Raw genomic sequence first — 18301 nt, forward strand, 5'->3', positions numbered from 1 at the left:
TTTTTAATTAGAAGTTGATGTAAAGGTTCACGAAGTAATTTCTTCCGAAACCGTAGAAATATTTAGAACCAAACTGAGGTCTTCCGTTCTGAGTATCTGCCGCAAGTGCACCATAAGTAGCATTACGTGATTGTTCAAATCCACCTGTTTTGTATGTTTTATCAAGCACGTTGTTTACGCTGATAAATACACCTACAAGCTGGTTACCTATTTTCCATGACTTACCTCCCTGAAGGTTCATAAGGAAGAAGTTGTCAAAACGCTCTTGTTTAAGTAGCTTATTTGCAAGAGAAGTGTCTATACTTTCGTAAGGAACACCATTTTGAGTAGCTGGGTCTTTAAAGAAGTTCTCTGTTCTTAAAAGAGAAGAAACTTCTGAATAGTTATCTGCAAGGTAGTTACCGTTTACACCTACCCACCAGAAATGAGGGTCATGATATTCCAGTCCTAATGAATATGCCTGCTGTGGCATGCCACCCAGTTTGTAGTTTTTCAACTTAGCCTGGCCATAGCTAACTGTTGTAGTGGGTACGTTTCCTGTAACACCACCTATGCCGCTATCATCAATAGCTGCTGCAAGAGCATCGTTGTTAATGCTTACATTAGGGTTGTTAGTATAAATGTACTGGCCATAAGATGCCGCACCTTTTACAGTAATTGTACTGGTAAGGTTGTACTCAATACCAAATTCACCACCCATCATGCGCTTATCTGCACCTGTTACAGTTTCTGCGACAAACGCGTTAGCGTCGTCACCTTCAAATATACCGTCTCCAAAGAAGAACGATGTTTTAATAGAGTTTTGCATTTGAGTATAAAAACCGGTAAGCTTTGTTTTAAGCCTTGGTGTTCTTATTACATAGCTAATATCTCCACCTGTAATAACCTCGTTTTCTATACCGTTTACAATCTGGTTGCTTAGCCTTGCATTAGGAAAAGCATTTCTAAGCGTAGGAGCCTGCGTCATGTGTATACCGTTTAGCACGATCATGTTACGGCCATCTATTTTATAAGTAACGCCACCTTTTACACCAAAGGTGTTAAAGTTAAGTTTTTCGCTTTTACCTAAAGAGTTGTTAGCATAAAGTCCGTTCTTGTAAAGACCATCCCTTTGGTAGTCTGTATAAGTAAAGTTACCGCCTACATAAAAATCAAACTTGCTGTAGTTAAATTTAAACTGTGCAAAAGCATCAGCTACGTTAGCATACAGGTTGTAGTTGTAGCCATAAGTATCGCCCACACCCACCTGGCGGTTAGGGTTGTTAAGGTCGCTCTGAGAAAAATCTCCTGAATAGTAGTTGTCAAAATCTTCAAAGAACTGGCCGCCTAAAAGGTCTAGCAGGTTCTGGAAGTTGTGGCTCTTAAGGTGCCTGTATGTAGCACCACCGTTCATAGAAATATTATCACTTAGCTGAGAGCGAAGTATTGTATTTGCAGTAAACGTTTTATCGTCTGTACGGTCTTCATAAAGCACATAAGCACTACGGCCGTTAGCGGTGTTCTGGTTTGTTTGGTAAAGCTGGTTCCAGTCTATTTGCTTGTTGGTTGTAAATAGTGCATGGCTGTTAGCATCTGCTTCAGAATCGCCAATTTCGGCATTCATGTAGTAGCTTGGCAGGTTTCTGTAGTAAGTAGGATCAGGGTTGTTAGCATTCTGGTAATCCAGGCGGCTGTTTCCGATAGATCCAAACTGGTAAGAAACGTTTGTGTTTAGCGATGTAGTTTCGCCTATAGTCCAGTAGTGGCTTAGCATTAAGATAGGCTCTTCAACATCCTTATCGCGGCTGTTGCGTTTTTTTCCATCCTGCCATCCCCAGTAAGAGTTGTATTTTTCGCCGGCAATATCAGTAACTTCTTTAGTATTTGGCGAGTTTTTGCCTCTGCTGTTTTGTGCATATATACTTGTAAAGTTAATGCTGTGGTGGTCGTTTATCTTTTTCTCAACACTTGCAAAAAATGAATTTGCAGCATAGTCAGTACCATCAAAATAACCTTCTACAGCCCACCTTCTTGATGCAGATATGCTGTAAGCCCATCCGTCAGGGCGAAGCCCTGAAGAGTAGGTAGCCATAGACCTCCAGTTGTAGTTAGTGTTTGTACCTGAAAAAGATATTCTTACACCCGGCCTGAATATAGAGGCACGTGTATTAATTTCCTGAGTACCCAGCACACCACCAAAGGTGTAGTCGCTTGGCGCAGAACCCATAGTAAACTCCTGGTTACGGGTTACATCATTAAGTCCGCCCCAGTTGCTCCATTGTGGTCTTCCGTCATATATTTTATTCATTATAACACCGTTAATCATGGTAGTACCATACTGGTTGTCAAGTCCACGGATTCTAAAACGTGCCTGGCCCCAGTTAAAGGCAGCTACCTGCTGGTAGGTGTCGCGCGATGCCTGTAAAAGGCCCGCTGTATTTTCTGAACCACTGTTGTCATCACCAAGGTCATTATCAGTAATGGTAATAAGGCCCAGCTGTTGTTCAGATGTAATGTCTTCTTCAAGAGATACCACACCAAGGTCAAGCGCTTGTCCGGCTGCTACTTCTACAGTAAAAGTTTGGATGGTGTAGCCTGCTGTACCCACAGTAAGCACATGGCTCTCTGCGGCAACGTCTTTAAATATAAAAATACCTTCAACATTGGTAATAGCCGTCTGGCCGGTAGCTTCAATGGTAGCCACAACATTCTCCAGGGGCTTTTGAGATTTAGAATCGACTACCTTTCCCTGTACTGATGCTGCGTTTTGCGCCCAGGCAAACACAACCTGCATCACTAATAAAAGACTGAGTACGAGTTTTTTCATAGATAAATATAAATTATTTCTTTTCTGCGTTAAGTTAAATATTTCTTAACGGCGGCAAATGTACATCATTTGAAAATATTATTTACTTTTGGCATCCAGTTTGTTATAAAAATTGATGTTAAATTAATATTGTTAAGAATGATTAAAAAGATCAGCTTTCTTGTCCTGCTTTTAGTGATGGTAACCGGTGCAAAGGCGCAGGAAAAAAAGTTTAAGGTTCAGACCATTGCCTTCTACAATGTAGAAAACTTATTTGATACTATTAATGGCCCAAATAATGATGAAGAGTGGCTTGCAAATGGCAAACAGGCCTGGACAGGAGCCAAGTACAAGCTAAAGCTACAGCACCTTTCGCGCGTGCTTGCAGAACTTGGTACGGGCGAAAATTCGCAATCTCCTGCCATAATAGGCCTTGCCGAGGTAGAAAACCGCGGTGTGTTAGAAGACCTGCTTAAGCAGCCCCTTTTAGCCGATAAAGGATATGGTATTATTCACTTCGACAGCCCCGATAAGCGTGGTATAGACGTGGCACTCCTTTATAAAAAAGCCATATTTAAGCCTACAAGCTATAAAAATATACCGCTTATTATATATGACCAGGAGCGTGCCAAAGAAAAAATACAGGCAGAGAAAGATGCTGCGGCCGGTAAAAAAACCGAGGATACCGAAGATATGGCCGTATATATAAACGTAGACTACAGTGGCCGTATTTATACCCGCGACCAGTTACTGGTTACCGGTATGCTGGATGGCGAGCAAATAAGCTTTATTGTAAACCACTGGCCATCGCGTTCTGGTGGCGAAAAAAAGAGCAGCCCTAACCGTGAGGCAGCAGCGGCACTTAATAAAAAGATAATAGATTCTTTATATAGCATAAACCCAAATACTAAGCTTATTACCATGGGCGACCTTAACGATGGCCCTTATAATAAGAGTATAAAAGTTGTGCTTGGCGCAAAAGCGCATAAAGATGAAGTGGGTACAGGTGGCCTGTTTAACCCTATGGAGGAGATGAGCAAAAAAGGTATTGGAACCCTGGCATACCGTGATGCGTGGGATCTTTTTGACCAGATGATTATTACTGAGCCCCTTATTAAAAAAGATTATACCTCTTACCGTTTCTGGAAAGCGGGCGTGTACAACAAAACCTTTTTAGTACAGCCTAGTGGCCAGTACAAAGGCTACCCGCTAAGAAATAGCAACGGACAGGTAGGTTATAGCGACCACTTTCCGGTATACATGTACCTTATTAAGGAACAAAAATAAAAGAACTGAAGCCCGCTGAAAAGCGGGTTTTTTGTTTTTTAAAGTTCTGAATTTAAGTGATGAGTGAAGCTAAAGGCATTAAACTTCGTTGCGTTAAGCAAATTAGACATTGAGGCGTAAAAAGATTTGCTGTTTGAGCGTAGCGAGTTCAAATCTTTTAGCTGAAATGGATAATTTGTAGCATAAGAAGTTAGCGCCTTGATCTTTTGTTTCTTTTGTATCAAGACAAAAGAAAATAAAAATCATTACATTCGTACAAACCTTAACCTTTATGAAATTCCTTAAAAAACTTCTCAAATGGTTTGTGCTGCCCGTTGCAATACTTGTGATGCTGCTCTATATTTTTGATGTAGACTATCTTTTAAAAGCCGTGCGTGTGGTATACCTGCATGGCAAAACTACCGCATACCTTGATGATTATACCCATTTTGATAATCGTATTGTACATAAAGGTACAGCGCAGCCATGGGCAGAAGCTACAGACTATAATAAAGTAAAAGGAACTGAAAGGCTCGAAGCCGTACATAAAGAACTGGGCACTGTTGCCTACCTTATTATAAAGAACGACAGCATTTGGCATGAAAGCTATTATGATGGTTATGGTCAGGACTCTAAGTCCAACTCGTTTTCTATGGCTAAGAGCATCGTTTCTGCGGCAATGTTTAAGGCTATTGAAGAGGGCAAAATAAAAAGCCTTGACCAAAAGGTGGGCGACTATTTTCCTGAATTTACTAAAGGCCTTGGCGCTAAGCTTACCGTGGGCGATTTATCGTCTATGGCTACAGGGCTTGACTGGAATGAGGAATACAGCAGTGCTTTTAGCATTACCACCCGCGCTTACTTTGGCAACCACCTTTGGGATACCATGCTAAGTGTGCCTGTGGTAGAAGAGCCGGGGCAAAAGTTTGTATATGTTAGTGGCGCTACAGAGCTGCTTGCTATGGTAGTAACAAAAGCCACGGGGCAAACCCTTAGCGATTATGTGTCTGATAAATTCTGGAAGCCTATGGGTGCGGCTAACGATGCACTGTGGCAAACAGATAAAGAGGGCGGTATCGAAAAAGCCTATTGCTGTTTTGGTAGTAACGCGCGCGATTTTGCCCGTTTTGGTAAACTCTTCCTCCATAATGGCTCGTGGAATGGCGCTAAGTTGTTAGACAGTACCGATGTTGCCAAAATGGTTACACCACGTTTTAAAGATGCGCCAGAATATGGCTATGGCTGGTGGATAAATAATTACCTGGGCAAAAAAATGTATTATATGCGCGGGCATTTAGGGCAGTTTGTTATTTGCATTCCGCAGGATAATATAATTATAGTGCGCTTAGGCCATACTAAAGGTAAGCAACTCGATAAAAAAACCGATGCGCATAGCAACGACTTTTATGTTTATGTAGACGAAGCCTACAAAATGATGGGCAAAATGAAACCCGAAGAAGGGGAGGGCAACAAACGTGAAATGAAATAATAATGGATGGTATTTTTGTTTGGGATGCCAACCCAACAATGGTTAAAATAAGCCACAGTTTTCAGGTAGGTTACTACGGCGTGCTCTTTGTAACCGGGCTGATAATTGGTTATTTTATTGTGCAGCGCATTTATAAGAGGGAGGGTGTACCTACAAACCAGCTCGATATTATACTGCTACACATTGTTGCGGGTACTATTATTGGCGCGCGGTTGGGGCATTGCCTGTTTTATGAACCCGGTTATTTTTTACACCATCCGTTAGAGATTGTATTGCCCATGCAAAAAATGGGGGGCTCGTGGCAGTTTACCGGTTATCGCGGGCTTGCCAGCCACGGCGGGGCTTTTGGCGTATTTGTAGCCATAATAAGATACTGTTATAAATACAAAGTAAAAACGCTTTGGCTTATGGATAGGCTTGCCATACCCATACCCATTGCGGGGGCGTTTATACGCTTTGGTAATTTTATGAATTCAGAAATTTATGGTAAGCCTACTAACGGAAAATGGGGTGTGGTCTTTAAACGTGCCAATGCCATACCAAGGCACCCTACACAATTATATGAAGCATTTTCTTACCTTGCCATATCGGGTATATTGTATTACCTGTACCTGCACCAAAAAAACCGACGCGACGGATTTTTGTTTGGGTTGTTTATAGCACTGCTGTTTGCTGCCCGCTTTGTGATAGAGTATTTTAAAGAAAACCAGGAAGCCTTTGAAGATGGCATGGTGCTTAATATGGGGCAGTGGCTCAGTATACCGTTTATATTGGGTGGACTGGGATATATTGCTTATGGCTACCTGCCAAAGAAAAACAAGGAGGCATCAATATAATTTTGTTGACTCCTTTATCTAAAGTAAGATGTTAGAAAAAATAAGACTTGAAAATATACTGTTTCTCGATATAGAAACCGTTCCCGAAGAGGAACACTATAACCTGCTCGACGAAGAAACCCAACAGCTGTATGCGCTAAAAACCCAATACCAGCGTAAAGATGATATTACCGCTGAGGAGTTTTATGAACGTGCAGGCATCTGGGCAGAGTTTGGTAAGATTGTATGCCTTTCTGCCGGATTTTTTACGTTTAAAAATGACATCCGCCACTTTAGGGTAACTTCTTTTTTTGGGGAGGAAGAAAAAATACTGCGCGATTTTAGCAATTTGCTAAACAACCATTTTAGCCAGCCCCAGCATATTATGTGTGGGCATAACGCAAAGGAATTTGACTTTCCGTTTATAGCCCGCCGCATGATAATCAATAACGTACCCATACCCAATAAGCTGAACCTCTTTGGTAAAAAGCCGTGGGAAGTGCCGCACCTTGATACTATGGAGTTGTGGAAGTTTGGCGATTATAAAAGTTTTACATCACTTAAGCTGCTTACAAAAATATTAGGCATCCCTTCGCCTAAAGGCGATATAGACGGCAGCCAGGTAGCCCATGTGTTTTATGTAGAAAAAGACATTGACCGCATTGTTACCTACTGCGAAAAAGATGTGGTAGCCACCGCACAGGTATTTCTCCGTTTCCGTAGAGAATCAATACTTGTGGATGACGAAGTAATACACGTTTAATACTCAATAAACCTGCCTAAAAAATAAACGGCTTACGATTGTAGAAATTCTAATATGTGAAATACGAGATCCTTCGCTCCGTTCCTCCGTTCAGGATGACAGAGGAGCTCTTTGTCATTCTGAACGAAGCGATAGCGTAGTGAAGAATCTCAATTAACATATTTGAGACGGTTCAGGTATTTTTATTGTGAGGTGTCTTAAAGCTCTTTATCAGCGTGCTTGCGTTCAAGCTCTGCCTGAAACTCCTCCATAACCGGTTTTACGGTACTTTCCGGCAGGTCTGCAATACGAATGTACATCAAACCATCTATGGCATTGTTGAATAGTGGGTCTACGTTAAAGGCAATAACACGTGCATTTTGCTTTATGTACTTTTTAATAAGTACCGGCAGGCGCAGATCGCCCGGTTCTATTTCCTCAATTATCTTGTCAAATTTATTAAGGTCGGCTTCCGCTTCGTTAAATACAAAATCTTTATCACCATCCTTAAGCCTTACTTTATACTCCTTTTTAGGGTGCACATACTGCGCTATATAAGGGTCGTAATAGTGCGATTTCATAAACTCGATCATCAGCGATTTAGAGAAATCGCTAAACTGGTTACTTATGCTTACACCGCCTATAAGGTATTTGTGCTCAGGGTAACGCAGGGTTGTATGTACCACACCCTTCCATAAAAGGAACAGCGGCATGGGTTTTTGCTGGTAATCTTTAATGATAAAGGCACGCCCCATTTCGATAGACTTGCTCATCATATCATACAGTTCCGGCTCAAAACGGAAAAGGTCGTGCAGGTAAAAACCGTCAATACCGTGCTTTTTATAAATGTCTGCACCAAGCCCCATGCGGTAAGCCCCGGCTACACGCTTGGCATCGTCATCCCACAAAAACATATGGTGGTAGTACTTGTCATACTGATCCAGGTCGAGCGACTCATTAGTGCCCTCGCCCACCTCGCGGAAGGTAATTTCGCGCAGGCGGCCCAGTTCGTGCAATACATAAGGTATCTTATCTGCCGATACAAAAAATACTTCGTAGTTTTTGCTTTGCAGCAGGCGGTAATCATCTTTGCGCAGTTGCGCTATTTCGGCAAGTATCTTGTCCTGGTTTGCAGGCAGTGCTATTTTTTTTGGCTCCTTAGCTATTTTAAGGTTCAGGCTTGCCGCATCAAGCAATTTTGTCTCTTTAACAAAGGCATTGCTTAGCATGTATGTTTTGCGACGCAAAAACTCACTGTAGTCGGCTATGTTTTCAAACTCGGCCTGTTCGGCAACCGATATAGGCTTGCCTATGCGTACCTTAATAACGCGGTGTTTTTGCGTAAGGAGTTCGCTTGGTAATTTAGCGGTACGCAGGGTATCGCTTATTTTAGACAACCAGTAAAACACACGGCTGTTTTTGGCATGAAAGTAAATGGGTACCACAGGCACCTTTGCCTTTTTAATAAGCTTTATGGCACCTTCTTCCCACGGGCGGTCTACAATAAGTTTGCCGTCGCGGTAAGTGCTTACCTCCCCGGCCGGGAAAATACCCAGTGGGTGGCCGTCAGAAAGGTGACGAAGCGCATCCTTAATTCCGGCTACGCTGCTCTTGGCATCTTTATGGGTTTCAAAAGGGTTTACCGGCATTACATAAGGCTTAAGCGGCTCTATGCGGTGCAGTAAGAAGTTTGCAATAATTTTAAAGTCGGGCTCGCGCTCTACCATTAATTTAAGCAGCAAAATACCATCTATACCGCCCAGTGGGTGGTTAGATACTGTTATATACGGACCGGTTTTGGGCAGTCGCTTAAGGTCTTCTTCAGGTATCTCAAACTTTATCTGGAACTCGTCCAGTAAAGAGTTAAGAAACTCCAGGTCGCTCAGGTGCTTATTACGGTCATAAATCTTATTCATGGTCGAAATCTTCAGGATCTTCATTAAAAGCCATCCTGAAAAAGTCCCTAAGAATCCGTATTTGTCTGTTTTTATTGCTTTTGCAACCTCTTTAGGGGTAACTAAACTCATTCTACATAGTGTGTTTCGGGCAGGAAACAAAGATAGCAATAATACTCAAACAAGAGGGGTAAAAGTTTTACAGGCTATGGTTTGCTCTTTATTGGTTAGTGCCGTGTTGATAATCGGGGGTTTGTGTAGCAATATTCGTACCAGTTGTTAATTATTTCTTAATTATCCTCACCTCCTAAACGCTTATATATGCACTTAGCATCTTAAACTATGACACAGAGATTCTCTGCGCTACAGCTATAATCTGTATAAATATGATAGTTATAGAGGGTAAATAATAACTACACTTTTGTTTTTGAGCGATATAACTTTCATGAGGGTTTGAGCATATTGATAGTTGGTTGGCGCTAAGGCATTAAATTTTTTGCATTGAACAAATTAAGTTAGATAAAGATTTAAAATTTAATGTAAATGTTTAAAATATCACAAACAGATTAAGATATTTGCGTACACATTACTTAAAATATTTATGAAAAAAATTACTTTTATCGCCCTGCTGGCATTTTCAGCATTTACTGCTACGGCACAAAATTTTTACAATTTTACCAAACTTGATCAAACCTATGCCGACCTTGAAAACTCTGTTTCTATAAACAATGGGCAAGTATGGGATTATGATGATTTTGATAGCGTTACCCTGCCATTTGCGTTTACAGTAATGGGGCAGTCAGTAGACCGATTTCTGTTTGCAGATGATGGTTTTGTACTGCTGGCACCCGGCGTTGACTACAATGATGACAGCGAAGGCATATTCTACATAAACCCTTCAAATCTTTTTATTCAGGATCGTGCTGTAAACACAGAGGTATCGGCTTCACCCATTAGTTATACGATTGAGGGCGCCGCGGGCAGCCGAATCCTGAAACTGGAAGTTAAAAACGCCACCATTGAAGATGCAGACGCTTATGGATATGATGCCGATCATTTTTACATGAGTTATCAGGTATGGCTATATGAGTCTGGTAAAACACTGGAATTTCATTATGGCGCAGATAATATTACAGACCTTGACAACCTTACTGATGGCGATGGCCTGCTGGCTGGTTTTGGCGATGATTATGGTGTCGTAGGCTTTGTGTATGGCGATGTAGCAACCCCTTCTTATATAGAACTTACCGAAGATACCATTGAAGAGCCTGTTTTACTAAGCGATTACCCAACTAATGGTTCAGTATACCGCTTTACGCCTGCACGTGCTGCCGGCCTGCCTTCTGTAAAAAACAATTTTGTAAGCCTGTATCCTAACCCTGCAAAGTCTGCGTTTAATATTGTTTCAAAAAACACGCCGGTTTCGCAATACGCTATTTATGATGCTACAGGTAAGCAGTTGCAGCAAAAAAGCTTTAGCCCTGCCGCAACAGTAAACATTAATGTAGAAAACCTGGCTACAGGTGTATATTTTGTTGATGTAAACGGGCAACACCTTAAGTTTGTTAAAAACTAATCATTAAATTTGCGCTCATTATAAATTTAAACATTGATTATGTTACAGACAGCATTTATCAGGGAAAACCGTGAGAAAGTAATACAGGCGCTGGGCAAACGCAATTTTGACGCTGCACCGCTTGTAGATGAAGTAATAGCGCTAGACGACAAAAGAAGGTCGACACAAGTGGCGCTTGATACCATCCTGGCGGAATCCAACAAGCTGTCGCGTAGCATAGGCGAGCTGATGAAAACCGGCAAAAAAGACGAGGCTGCTGCTCTTAAAGAGCAAACAACCCAGTTTAAAGAGCAGAGCAAAGAGCTTGAAGAAGTGCTTGCCGTAACCAGCGATGCGCTATTGCAGGTGCTTTATAAGCTACCTAACACACCGGCAGACATTGTACCAGAAGGTAAAACCCCTGAGGAGAACCTTGAGGTATTTGCCGCCGGAGAAGTACCCGTACTTTTTGATGGCGCACAGCCACACTGGGAGCTTGCCAAAAAATATGACATCATTGATTTTGAACTGGGCGTAAAAATTACCGGGGCGGGCTTTCCTGTATACAAGGGTAAAGGCGCCAGGCTGCAACGCGCGCTTATATCATACTTTTTAGATAAAAACACGGCTGCCGGATACAAAGAGTACCAGGTGCCACACCTTATTAACGAAGCTTCGGGCTACGGCACAGGACAGCTGCCGGATAAAGAGGGGCAAATGTACCACGCAGGTGTAGACGACCTGTACCTTATTCCTACGGCAGAGGTACCGGTAACTAACCTTTTTCGCGATGTAATTATTGAGGAGAAAGACCTTCCGGTATTGTGTACGGCATACACGCCATGTTTCCGCCGCGAGGCAGGTTCTTACGGGGCACACGTGCGCGGCCTTAACCGCCTGCACCAGTTTGATAAGGTAGAAATCGTGCGTGTAGAAAAACCAGAGAACAGCTATGCTGCGCTTGATGGTATGGTAGACCACGTTAAAGAAATACTGGATGAGCTAAAACTGCCTTACCGCATACTGCGCCTTTGTGGTGGCGATATGGGCTTTACATCGGCACTTACTTATGACTTTGAATTGTTTAGCACCGCACAGGACCGTTGGTTAGAAATCAGTTCGGTTTCTAACTTCGAAACCTTCCAGAGCAACAGGCTTAAGCTGCGTTTCCGCGATAAAGAGGGCAAAAACCAACTGGCGCATACCCTTAACGGTAGCTCACTGGCATTGCCACGCGTGCTTGCAGGTATTCTTGAAAATTACCAGACACCAGAGGGTATTGTAATACCAGAGGTGCTAAGGCCATACACAGGCTTTGATATTATTGACTAAGCATTTTTGCTTTAAATACAGAACCTGCCCCGAAAGAGGCAGGTTTTTTTGTACAATATACCGCAAAAGCAGTATTAAGCAAGTTGTTGTTTTTTGCCGGCAAGCTTTTTCCTTATAACCAAAGCAATTATCCAGGTAGTTAACAATGCCACCAGTATGGCAATTTTAACGGAGCTCATTTCTGAAAAGAAATTGTTAAGCGAATGAAAAGCCGATACTGCAAGTAAAGACTGGGTAGTGTCTGCAACTTTACCTATACCCCAGGTGCCCAGTATTAAAATACCATAAAACAATAGGTTAGAGCTTGTAAGGTCGAAGTTTAAATGCCACAAAAACCATAGCGTGGCAACAATAATAATATTAAGTAGCAATGGTAACGATTTTAGCTCCTGCTGTAAAAATCCTCGCCATCCTATTTCTTCAAACAGGCCATAAATTAATATTGCCGTAACGGCGGCAAATGAAACCGTACCTTTTATAAAAAATTCTGCACCACAAATTAAAGCAACAGGTAATACCCAATATAGCAATAACGGAGCCAGCGTTTTTTTGTAATTTCCTTTCAGGCTCATTACGGGTTTTATTTTAAAAACGGTAAAAGCAACAACAGCGCCTACTGTGGGGCCTATGCCATGTAAAATTGCCTGTAAAAAACTATTAGATATTCCGCTTAGTAAATCTGTTTTATCGGTAAGGTAGCGTAGTGCTATTGCAATGATATAAAAGGTAAGTATGGCGAAGTAGTTGATTCTGGTTTTCATGTTTCTTAGCTGTTTTTATTATGATCCAAAAGTATAAAGATGATCCGGCTAAAAAATTGACGATGGGTAAGAAATGATAATCTCACGAAATTTTTTTCCTTATCCGGCTCAGGCTTTCGGCTGTAATGCCAAGGTAAGAGCAGACTATTTTTAACGATGTTCTCTGAAACACTTCCGGGCGTTCTTTTATCAGTTTCAGGTAGCGTTCTGTGGGCGATAGGGTAAGCAGGTTTATTTGCTCAGATTGCTTGCGGATAAACATAGCATCAGATATGGCTTTGCCAATAGTAAGCCCCGTAACAGATTTCGAATACAGTTCGTTAAGGTCATTATGGCTTATAGACCATACAACGGTGTTTTCAAGCGTCTGTGTTTTTATAACCGTTTGCGCCTGCGTTAAGAACGAAAGGTAATCGCTAAAAAACTGTTTTTCGTAATACAGGTTAATGCAAATCTCTTTGCTGTCGGTGAGAACAAAGTGCCCAACCGAGCCTGAAATTAAAATATTGATATACTTTTCGGTAGCGTGATATTCTTTGATTACGGCATTTTTTTCAAATGTGCGCACCTCAAGATAACCGGCAAACGCTGACCATAAGCTTATGTCGGCTTTGTAAAATGGGTCAAACAGTTCTTTTACTTTTTCAGGTGTCGGTTGTTCCATAAAGTCAGGCATTAGCAGCATGTGTGCTATAAGGTTGTGTTGTTGCAAAAATAAGGCTGGCGCGCATTAAATACAACTCATATGTGTACAATGATGTACCGGCCGTCTGGTATTACATCGCTATTTATTTAATATATTTGCTAAAGGCAGCATACTGAAGGTGTATTGCCGGCGTTTTAATTAAATCTGCGGTGAAGAACTGCGCATGCCTGCCGCCATATGCGGGTTTCGTAAAATGAAAAAAATATTCCTCTATATCGCTTTTATATTCTCGGTAGCGGCATTCGCCCAAAACGAGCAGCTTGCCATGAACTATTTTGAAAAAGGCGAGTTCGAAAAAGCAGCCATAATTTATCAGGATCTTGATAAGCTACAACCGCGTAACCCTTATTTTGCGCAACGCCTTGCAGAATGCTATCAGCAGCTTAAGCAGTTTGAAAAGTCTGAAAAACTACTACTCGAAAAACTCGACCTTACCAAGCAGCCGCAACTGTATGTAGACCTTGGCTATAACTACCAGTTACAAAAAAATCAGGCAAAGGCCGATAAATATTACCAGCAGGCCATAGATGCCGTAAAAGACCAGCCCGGCATGGTAATGCTCATTGCCAATGCTTTTGAGAAAAAGGTGCTTATAAAACAGGCGCTTAGTGCTTATGAGGTGGCTATGGCTAAGAACCCCGCACTTACGTTTGATTATCAGATGGCAATTTTGCAGGGGCAACTTGGCAATATGGAGCTTATGGTAGAAAGCCTGCTCAACTTTGCCTTTAAAAACCAGCAAAATGTAGGCATGGTGCAAAATCAGCTGTCGCGTTTTATGAATGAAGAAGGTACAAGCGATAACTTTAATGCGTTGTTGCGCAAGTCACTATTACTTAAGACCCAAAAAGATCAGGATATTTTTTGGAATGAATTCCTGAGCTGGTACTTTGTGCAGCAAAAAGAATACGGTAAGGCTTTTATACAGGAAAAAGCCATTTATCGCAGGGAGCCCGAACTCTTTATGAATATTGTAAGCCTCGGTCAGCTTGCCGCCGAAGAAAATGAAGATGCCACAGCTAAGGAGATCTTTGCCTTTGTGAGCCAAAACACACAGGAGCAGGATATATTAATGAATGCCGAATATTATTTACTGCAAATAGATCTAAAAAATATACAGGATAAAGACCAGCCGCTGATGAAGCAACGTATAGATGCTGCGGTAGAAAAATTTGGTACAAATCCGTACACGCTTAAGCTACAATTGCTGAAAGCCGACTTCGAGGCATTTCAGTTAAAAGACACCAAAGCTGCTATTGCTACGCTGGATAAGGAACTTAAATTACAACTGAATAAATACCAGGAGGCTTCGGTAAAGCTGAAACTGAGCGATATTTTACTGCTTGATGAAAAGTTTAACCAGGCGATTATTTATTATGCACAAGTAGAAGAAGACCTTAAAAATGATGCTGTGGGTAATGAGGCCAGCTTTAGGGTGGCGCGTGCCAGTTACTTTAAAGGCGATTTTACCTGGGCACAAAAACAGCTTAAGGTGCTTAAGTCGAGTTCGAGCCAGCTGATTGCTAACGATGCACTGGAGTTGTTTCTGTTGATAACCGATAATACGGTAGAAGACAGCACACAAACCGCGCTTAAAAAGTTTGCGCGTGCCGATTTTAAGTTATATCAGAATAAGAAGCAGGAAGCACTTGCTGAGTTTAAAAACCTGCTGGCTACAGATAAAACAGAGAGCATACAGGATGTAACCCTGCTACGTGTAGGCAAGCTCTACGAAAGCCTGGGTCAGTATGACCTTGCCCTGCAAAATTATCAGGAGATCATCGACAAATATAAAGAAGGTATTTATGTAGATGAAGCACTATTCTTTTCAGCAGAGATCTATAATAAAAAATTACAGCAGCCCGAAAAGGCAAAGCCGCTGTATGAAAAAATGATCTTTGAGCACGAAGACAGTATTTACTTTATAGAAGCCCGTAAACAGTTCCGTATACTGCGCGGAGATGGTACGAGTAGTTAATTTTAATCAAGCTGATTCCATTTCGACCGATAGGGAGAAATCTCGACAATTAGAGGTTATAATTAAGTTTGGTTGAATTGAGATTTCTCAACTTCGCTGCGCTGCGTTCGAAATGGAACACAGTTTTCCATTTCGACGGGGAGAAATCTCTTATTTCTTATTTGCCGTATACTGCCTTGATTTTATCAACAATAACCTGCGCCAGGCGTTCGTGGCTTTCAAAGGTCCATCCTGCAATGTGTGGAGTAAGCAGCACATTATGGGCATTCAGCAAATACTGAAATGCTTCAGGCATATCATTATCTGTAAATAAATGCTCAAACGACAACTTTTCATATTCCAGTACATCCAGCCCGGCGCCAAGTACTTTGCCAGACTCTAAGGCTTTTGCCAGGTCTGCTGTTACCACGCTATTTCCGCGTGCGGTATTAATAAACCAGAAAGGTTTGGTAAATGCGTTGATAAAATCAGTGTTTATCATTTTGTCAGTATCCGGACTCCAAGGTGTGTGCAGGCTCACCACATCTGCCAGTTGCCTAAATTCCTCAAGCGAAACTTGTTTTGCGTTAGCATCGCCCACGCCAAGCTTAATGTCATAACACAAAACATCTACATCAAAACCGCGTAGTTTTTTAGCGAATGATTTACCCATGTTGCCATAACCAATAATGCCTACTGTTTTTCCGTCGAGCTCATGCCCACGGTTACCTTCGCGAATCCATTTTCCCTCGCGTATTTCGCGGTCAGCTTTGTTGAGGTTATTGAATAACGATAGCAGCATGCCCAGCGCCTGTTCGCCCACGGCGTTGCGGTTACCTTCGGGAGCGGCAATAAGGTGTATGCCCTTGCTTTCGGCATACTCAATATCTATGCTTTCGAGACCCGCACCCACGCGGGCTATAAATTTAAGGTTAGTAGCCTTATCAATAAAGGTACGATCAATCTTAAAACGGCTGCGGATAACAATGCCGTTATAGCCGGCTATTTTATCCTCAACTTCTGTTTTGGTAGATTTATAATCGGCTTCATTAATAAAACCTGCATCAGCAAGCTGGTCCCAAAGTAGTGGGTGATTACTGTCTATATGTAAAACCTTAACGGTGTTCATGGGCTGTGTAATGTGTAATTCAGTAGTGTTAGTCAATAATCATTTCAGGGATATCGCCTTCAATGATCAGGTTGCCTTCGGTAGCTTTTATAATATCTTCAACGGTAATACCAGGCGCGCGTTCCAGTAGTTTAAAACCTTCAGGAACAATCTCTAATACGGCAAGTTCAGTCACTACTTTCTTCACGCAGCCCACACCTGTAAGCGGTAGCGAACAACGCTTAAGCAGCTTGCTTTCGCCGGCTTTGTTTACGTGCATCATGGCTACGATAATGTTCTCTGCACTGGCAACTAAGTCCATCGCGCCACCCATGCCTTTTACCATCTTACCCGGAATTTTCCAGTTGGCAATATCGCCGTTCTCGGCTACTTCCATAGCGCCAAGTATGGTAAGGTCTACGTGCTGCCCGCGAATCATGCCAAAGCTTGTGGCACTGTCAAAAAACGAAGCACCCGGCAATGTAGTTATGGTTTGCTTGCCTGCGTTAATAACATCGGCATCTTCCTCGCCCTCAAACGGAAAAGGCCCCATGCCCAGTACGCCGTTCTCACTCTGAAATTCAACACTTATATCGGTAGGGACATAGTTTGCCACAAGGGTAGGAATGCCTATGCCCAGGTTTACAAAATAACCGTCCTTAACTTCTTTTGCTATACGTTTAGCTATTCCTATTTTATCTAAAGCCATTTGATGATTTGAAAATTTGATGATTTGAAAATTACTTAGCCTTGCTTGAAGAAATAATCTTTGTGATAATTAAAATAATTGAATTTAGGTCTGTGAATAGCCTTTCATGAGGATCAGGATAGTGCTCAGAGGCCTTACATAAAGTTAGCCAATAATACACTTCATCAGCCTCCTTGGCCGCTATTTTAAATTTATGAATAAAATCAGCCTTACTTTCTGCATTTTGTGCTTCGCGTGTATTAGCTCCGATTGAAGTACCACTTCTGAATATTTGAGATGCCATTTCATATTTTTTAAATGTTTTTATGTGCTCAGAATATGTAATGATATTCATCGCAAACTGAAACGTCATATCTACAATTAAATTCTGTTTGTCATTCCTCATCTTCAAATTTTCAAATAGGCTAATCTTCAAATATTTTTTAAAATATCGTCCTCACAGTCCGTTGCTCTATTCTCTTCTCATATTTCTCCCCCTGAAAGATGCGCTGTACAAATATCCCGGGAACGTGAATAAAATTAGGGTCAAGCTCTCCGGCAGGTACAAGTTCCTCAACCTCGGCAATGGTAACCTTTGCAGCACCGGCCATAACGGCATTAAAGTTTTTAGACGTGCCTTTAAAAATAAGGTTACCGGCCTCATCGCCCTTCCATGCCTTTACAATGGCAAAGTCAGCTTTATAGGCTTCCTCCATAATGTGCATCTTGCCGTTAAACTCACGTGCTTCTTTGCCCTCTGCAACCTCGGTACCATAACCCGCAGGGGTAAAAAATGCAGGGATACCCGCCTGTGCCGCACGGCATTTTTCGGCCAGTGTGCCCTGGGGTGTAAGCTCTACATCAAGCTCGCCGCTTAGCATTTGGCGTTCAAATTCGGCGTTTTCGCCCACGTAGCTTGATATCATCTTTTTTATCTGGCGCTTTTGCAAAAGCAGGCCAAGGCCAAAATCATCTACACCGGCATTGTTGCTAATGCAGGTAAGATTGGTTACACCTTTTTTTACCAGTTCGGCAATGCTGTTTTCGGGTATACCGCACAGCCCAAAGCCGCCCAGCATTATGGTTACATCATTGCCTATATCGTTTAGTGCATCGGTAACACCGGATACTTTTTTATTAATCATACAATTAATTTTACAATTGGAGTATAAATATATAAAAAAACACCTTCAACAGAAGGT

The 18301-nt window shown here is 41.9% G+C and carries 15 protein-coding genes; 7 read left to right on the forward strand and 8 right to left on the reverse strand.

Annotated elements, in window-relative coordinates:
• Window positions 1-7 precede the first annotated feature (7 nt).
• Window positions 8-2806: a carboxypeptidase-like regulatory domain-containing protein gene (locus DYH63_RS18705; protein WP_162927094.1), complete on the reverse strand. Its 2799-nt coding sequence runs from the start codon at window positions 2804-2806 to the stop codon at window positions 8-10.
• 138 nt (window positions 2807-2944) lie between these two features.
• Between DYH63_RS18705 and DYH63_RS18710 the strand changes: the two genes are divergently transcribed.
• The 4 genes from DYH63_RS18710 to DYH63_RS18725 all read left to right on the forward strand — a co-directional run bounded on the left by DYH63_RS18710 (window position 2945) and on the right by DYH63_RS18725 (window position 7118).
• Window positions 2945-4072 (forward strand): endonuclease/exonuclease/phosphatase family protein, encoded by a 1128-nt coding sequence (locus tag DYH63_RS18710; protein WP_116790246.1) that lies wholly within the window; start codon window positions 2945-2947, stop codon window positions 4070-4072.
• Window positions 4073-4343: 271 nt separating this feature from the next.
• Window positions 4344-5540, forward strand: a complete 1197-nt coding sequence (locus DYH63_RS18715; RefSeq protein WP_116790247.1) for a serine hydrolase domain-containing protein — start codon at window positions 4344-4346, stop codon at window positions 5538-5540.
• Window positions 5541-5542: 2 nt separating this feature from the next.
• Window positions 5543-6376 (forward strand): prolipoprotein diacylglyceryl transferase, encoded by an 834-nt coding sequence (gene lgt, locus DYH63_RS18720; protein WP_116790248.1) that lies wholly within the window; start codon window positions 5543-5545, stop codon window positions 6374-6376.
• Between the two features lie 28 nt (window positions 6377-6404).
• On the forward strand, window positions 6405-7118 hold the full coding sequence (locus tag DYH63_RS18725) for a 3'-5' exonuclease (RefSeq protein WP_116790249.1): 714 nt from the start codon (window positions 6405-6407) through the stop codon (window positions 7116-7118).
• A 197-nt stretch (window positions 7119-7315) separates the two neighbouring features.
• Here DYH63_RS18725 and DYH63_RS18730 read toward each other — a convergent pair whose 3' ends face one another.
• Window positions 7316-9124 carry a GNAT family N-acyltransferase gene (locus DYH63_RS18730; protein WP_116790250.1) on the reverse strand — a complete coding sequence of 603 codons (1809 nt, stop codon included), beginning with the start codon at window positions 9122-9124 and terminating at the stop codon, window positions 7316-7318.
• A gap of 469 nt (window positions 9125-9593) precedes the next feature.
• On the opposite strand from DYH63_RS18730, the gene DYH63_RS18735 reads away from it, so the two are divergent.
• Together DYH63_RS18735 and serS are read left to right on the forward strand one after the other, a co-directional pair.
• Window positions 9594-10568: a T9SS type A sorting domain-containing protein gene (locus DYH63_RS18735; RefSeq protein WP_116790251.1), complete on the forward strand. Its 975-nt coding sequence runs from the start codon at window positions 9594-9596 to the stop codon at window positions 10566-10568.
• Window positions 10569-10607: 39 nt separating this feature from the next.
• Window positions 10608-11879, forward strand: a complete 1272-nt coding sequence (gene serS, locus DYH63_RS18740) for a serine--tRNA ligase (RefSeq protein ID WP_116790252.1) — start codon at window positions 10608-10610, stop codon at window positions 11877-11879.
• Between the two features lie 74 nt (window positions 11880-11953).
• On the opposite strand, the gene DYH63_RS18745 is transcribed toward serS, so the two are convergent.
• Window positions 11954-12640 carry a CPBP family intramembrane glutamic endopeptidase gene (locus DYH63_RS18745; RefSeq protein WP_116790253.1) on the reverse strand — a complete coding sequence of 229 codons (687 nt, stop codon included), beginning with the start codon at window positions 12638-12640 and terminating at the stop codon, window positions 11954-11956.
• A gap of 82 nt (window positions 12641-12722) precedes the next feature.
• On the reverse strand, window positions 12723-13304 hold the full coding sequence (locus tag DYH63_RS18750; RefSeq protein WP_116790892.1) for a Crp/Fnr family transcriptional regulator: 582 nt from the start codon (window positions 13302-13304) through the stop codon (window positions 12723-12725).
• Between the two features lie 235 nt (window positions 13305-13539).
• On the opposite strand from DYH63_RS18750, the gene DYH63_RS18755 reads away from it, so the two are divergent.
• Window positions 13540-15324, forward strand: coding sequence for a tetratricopeptide repeat protein (locus tag DYH63_RS18755; protein WP_116790893.1), 1785 nt, complete (start codon window positions 13540-13542; stop codon window positions 15322-15324).
• Between the two features lie 157 nt (window positions 15325-15481).
• Here the strand turns inward: DYH63_RS18755 and DYH63_RS18760 are convergent, their stop codons facing one another.
• Genes DYH63_RS18760 through DYH63_RS18775 form a run of 4 tightly spaced genes read right to left on the reverse strand, consistent with a single transcriptional unit; the run spans window position 15482 to window position 18244 of the window.
• A complete protein-coding gene (locus DYH63_RS18760) occupies window positions 15482-16432 on the reverse strand; it encodes a 2-hydroxyacid dehydrogenase (protein WP_116790254.1) in 951 nt (316 codons plus the stop codon).
• Between the two features lie 28 nt (window positions 16433-16460).
• Complete coding sequence (locus DYH63_RS18765) at window positions 16461-17120, reverse strand: 3-oxoacid CoA-transferase subunit B (RefSeq protein ID WP_116790255.1); 660 nt, start codon at window positions 17118-17120, stop codon at window positions 16461-16463.
• 31 nt (window positions 17121-17151) lie between these two features.
• Window positions 17152-17505, reverse strand: a complete 354-nt coding sequence (locus tag DYH63_RS18770; protein WP_116790256.1) for a four helix bundle protein — start codon at window positions 17503-17505, stop codon at window positions 17152-17154.
• A 37-nt stretch (window positions 17506-17542) separates the two neighbouring features.
• The gene (locus tag DYH63_RS18775; RefSeq protein ID WP_116790257.1) at window positions 17543-18244 is read right to left on the reverse strand and encodes a CoA transferase subunit A; all 702 of its coding nucleotides are present in this window, start codon (window positions 18242-18244) and stop codon (window positions 17543-17545) included.
• Between the last annotated feature and the right edge of the window lie 57 nt (window positions 18245-18301).

Source organism: Flavobacterium psychrotrophum (genome assembly GCF_003403075.1).
Classification (GTDB): domain Bacteria; phylum Bacteroidota; class Bacteroidia; order Flavobacteriales; family Flavobacteriaceae; genus Flavobacterium; species Flavobacterium psychrotrophum.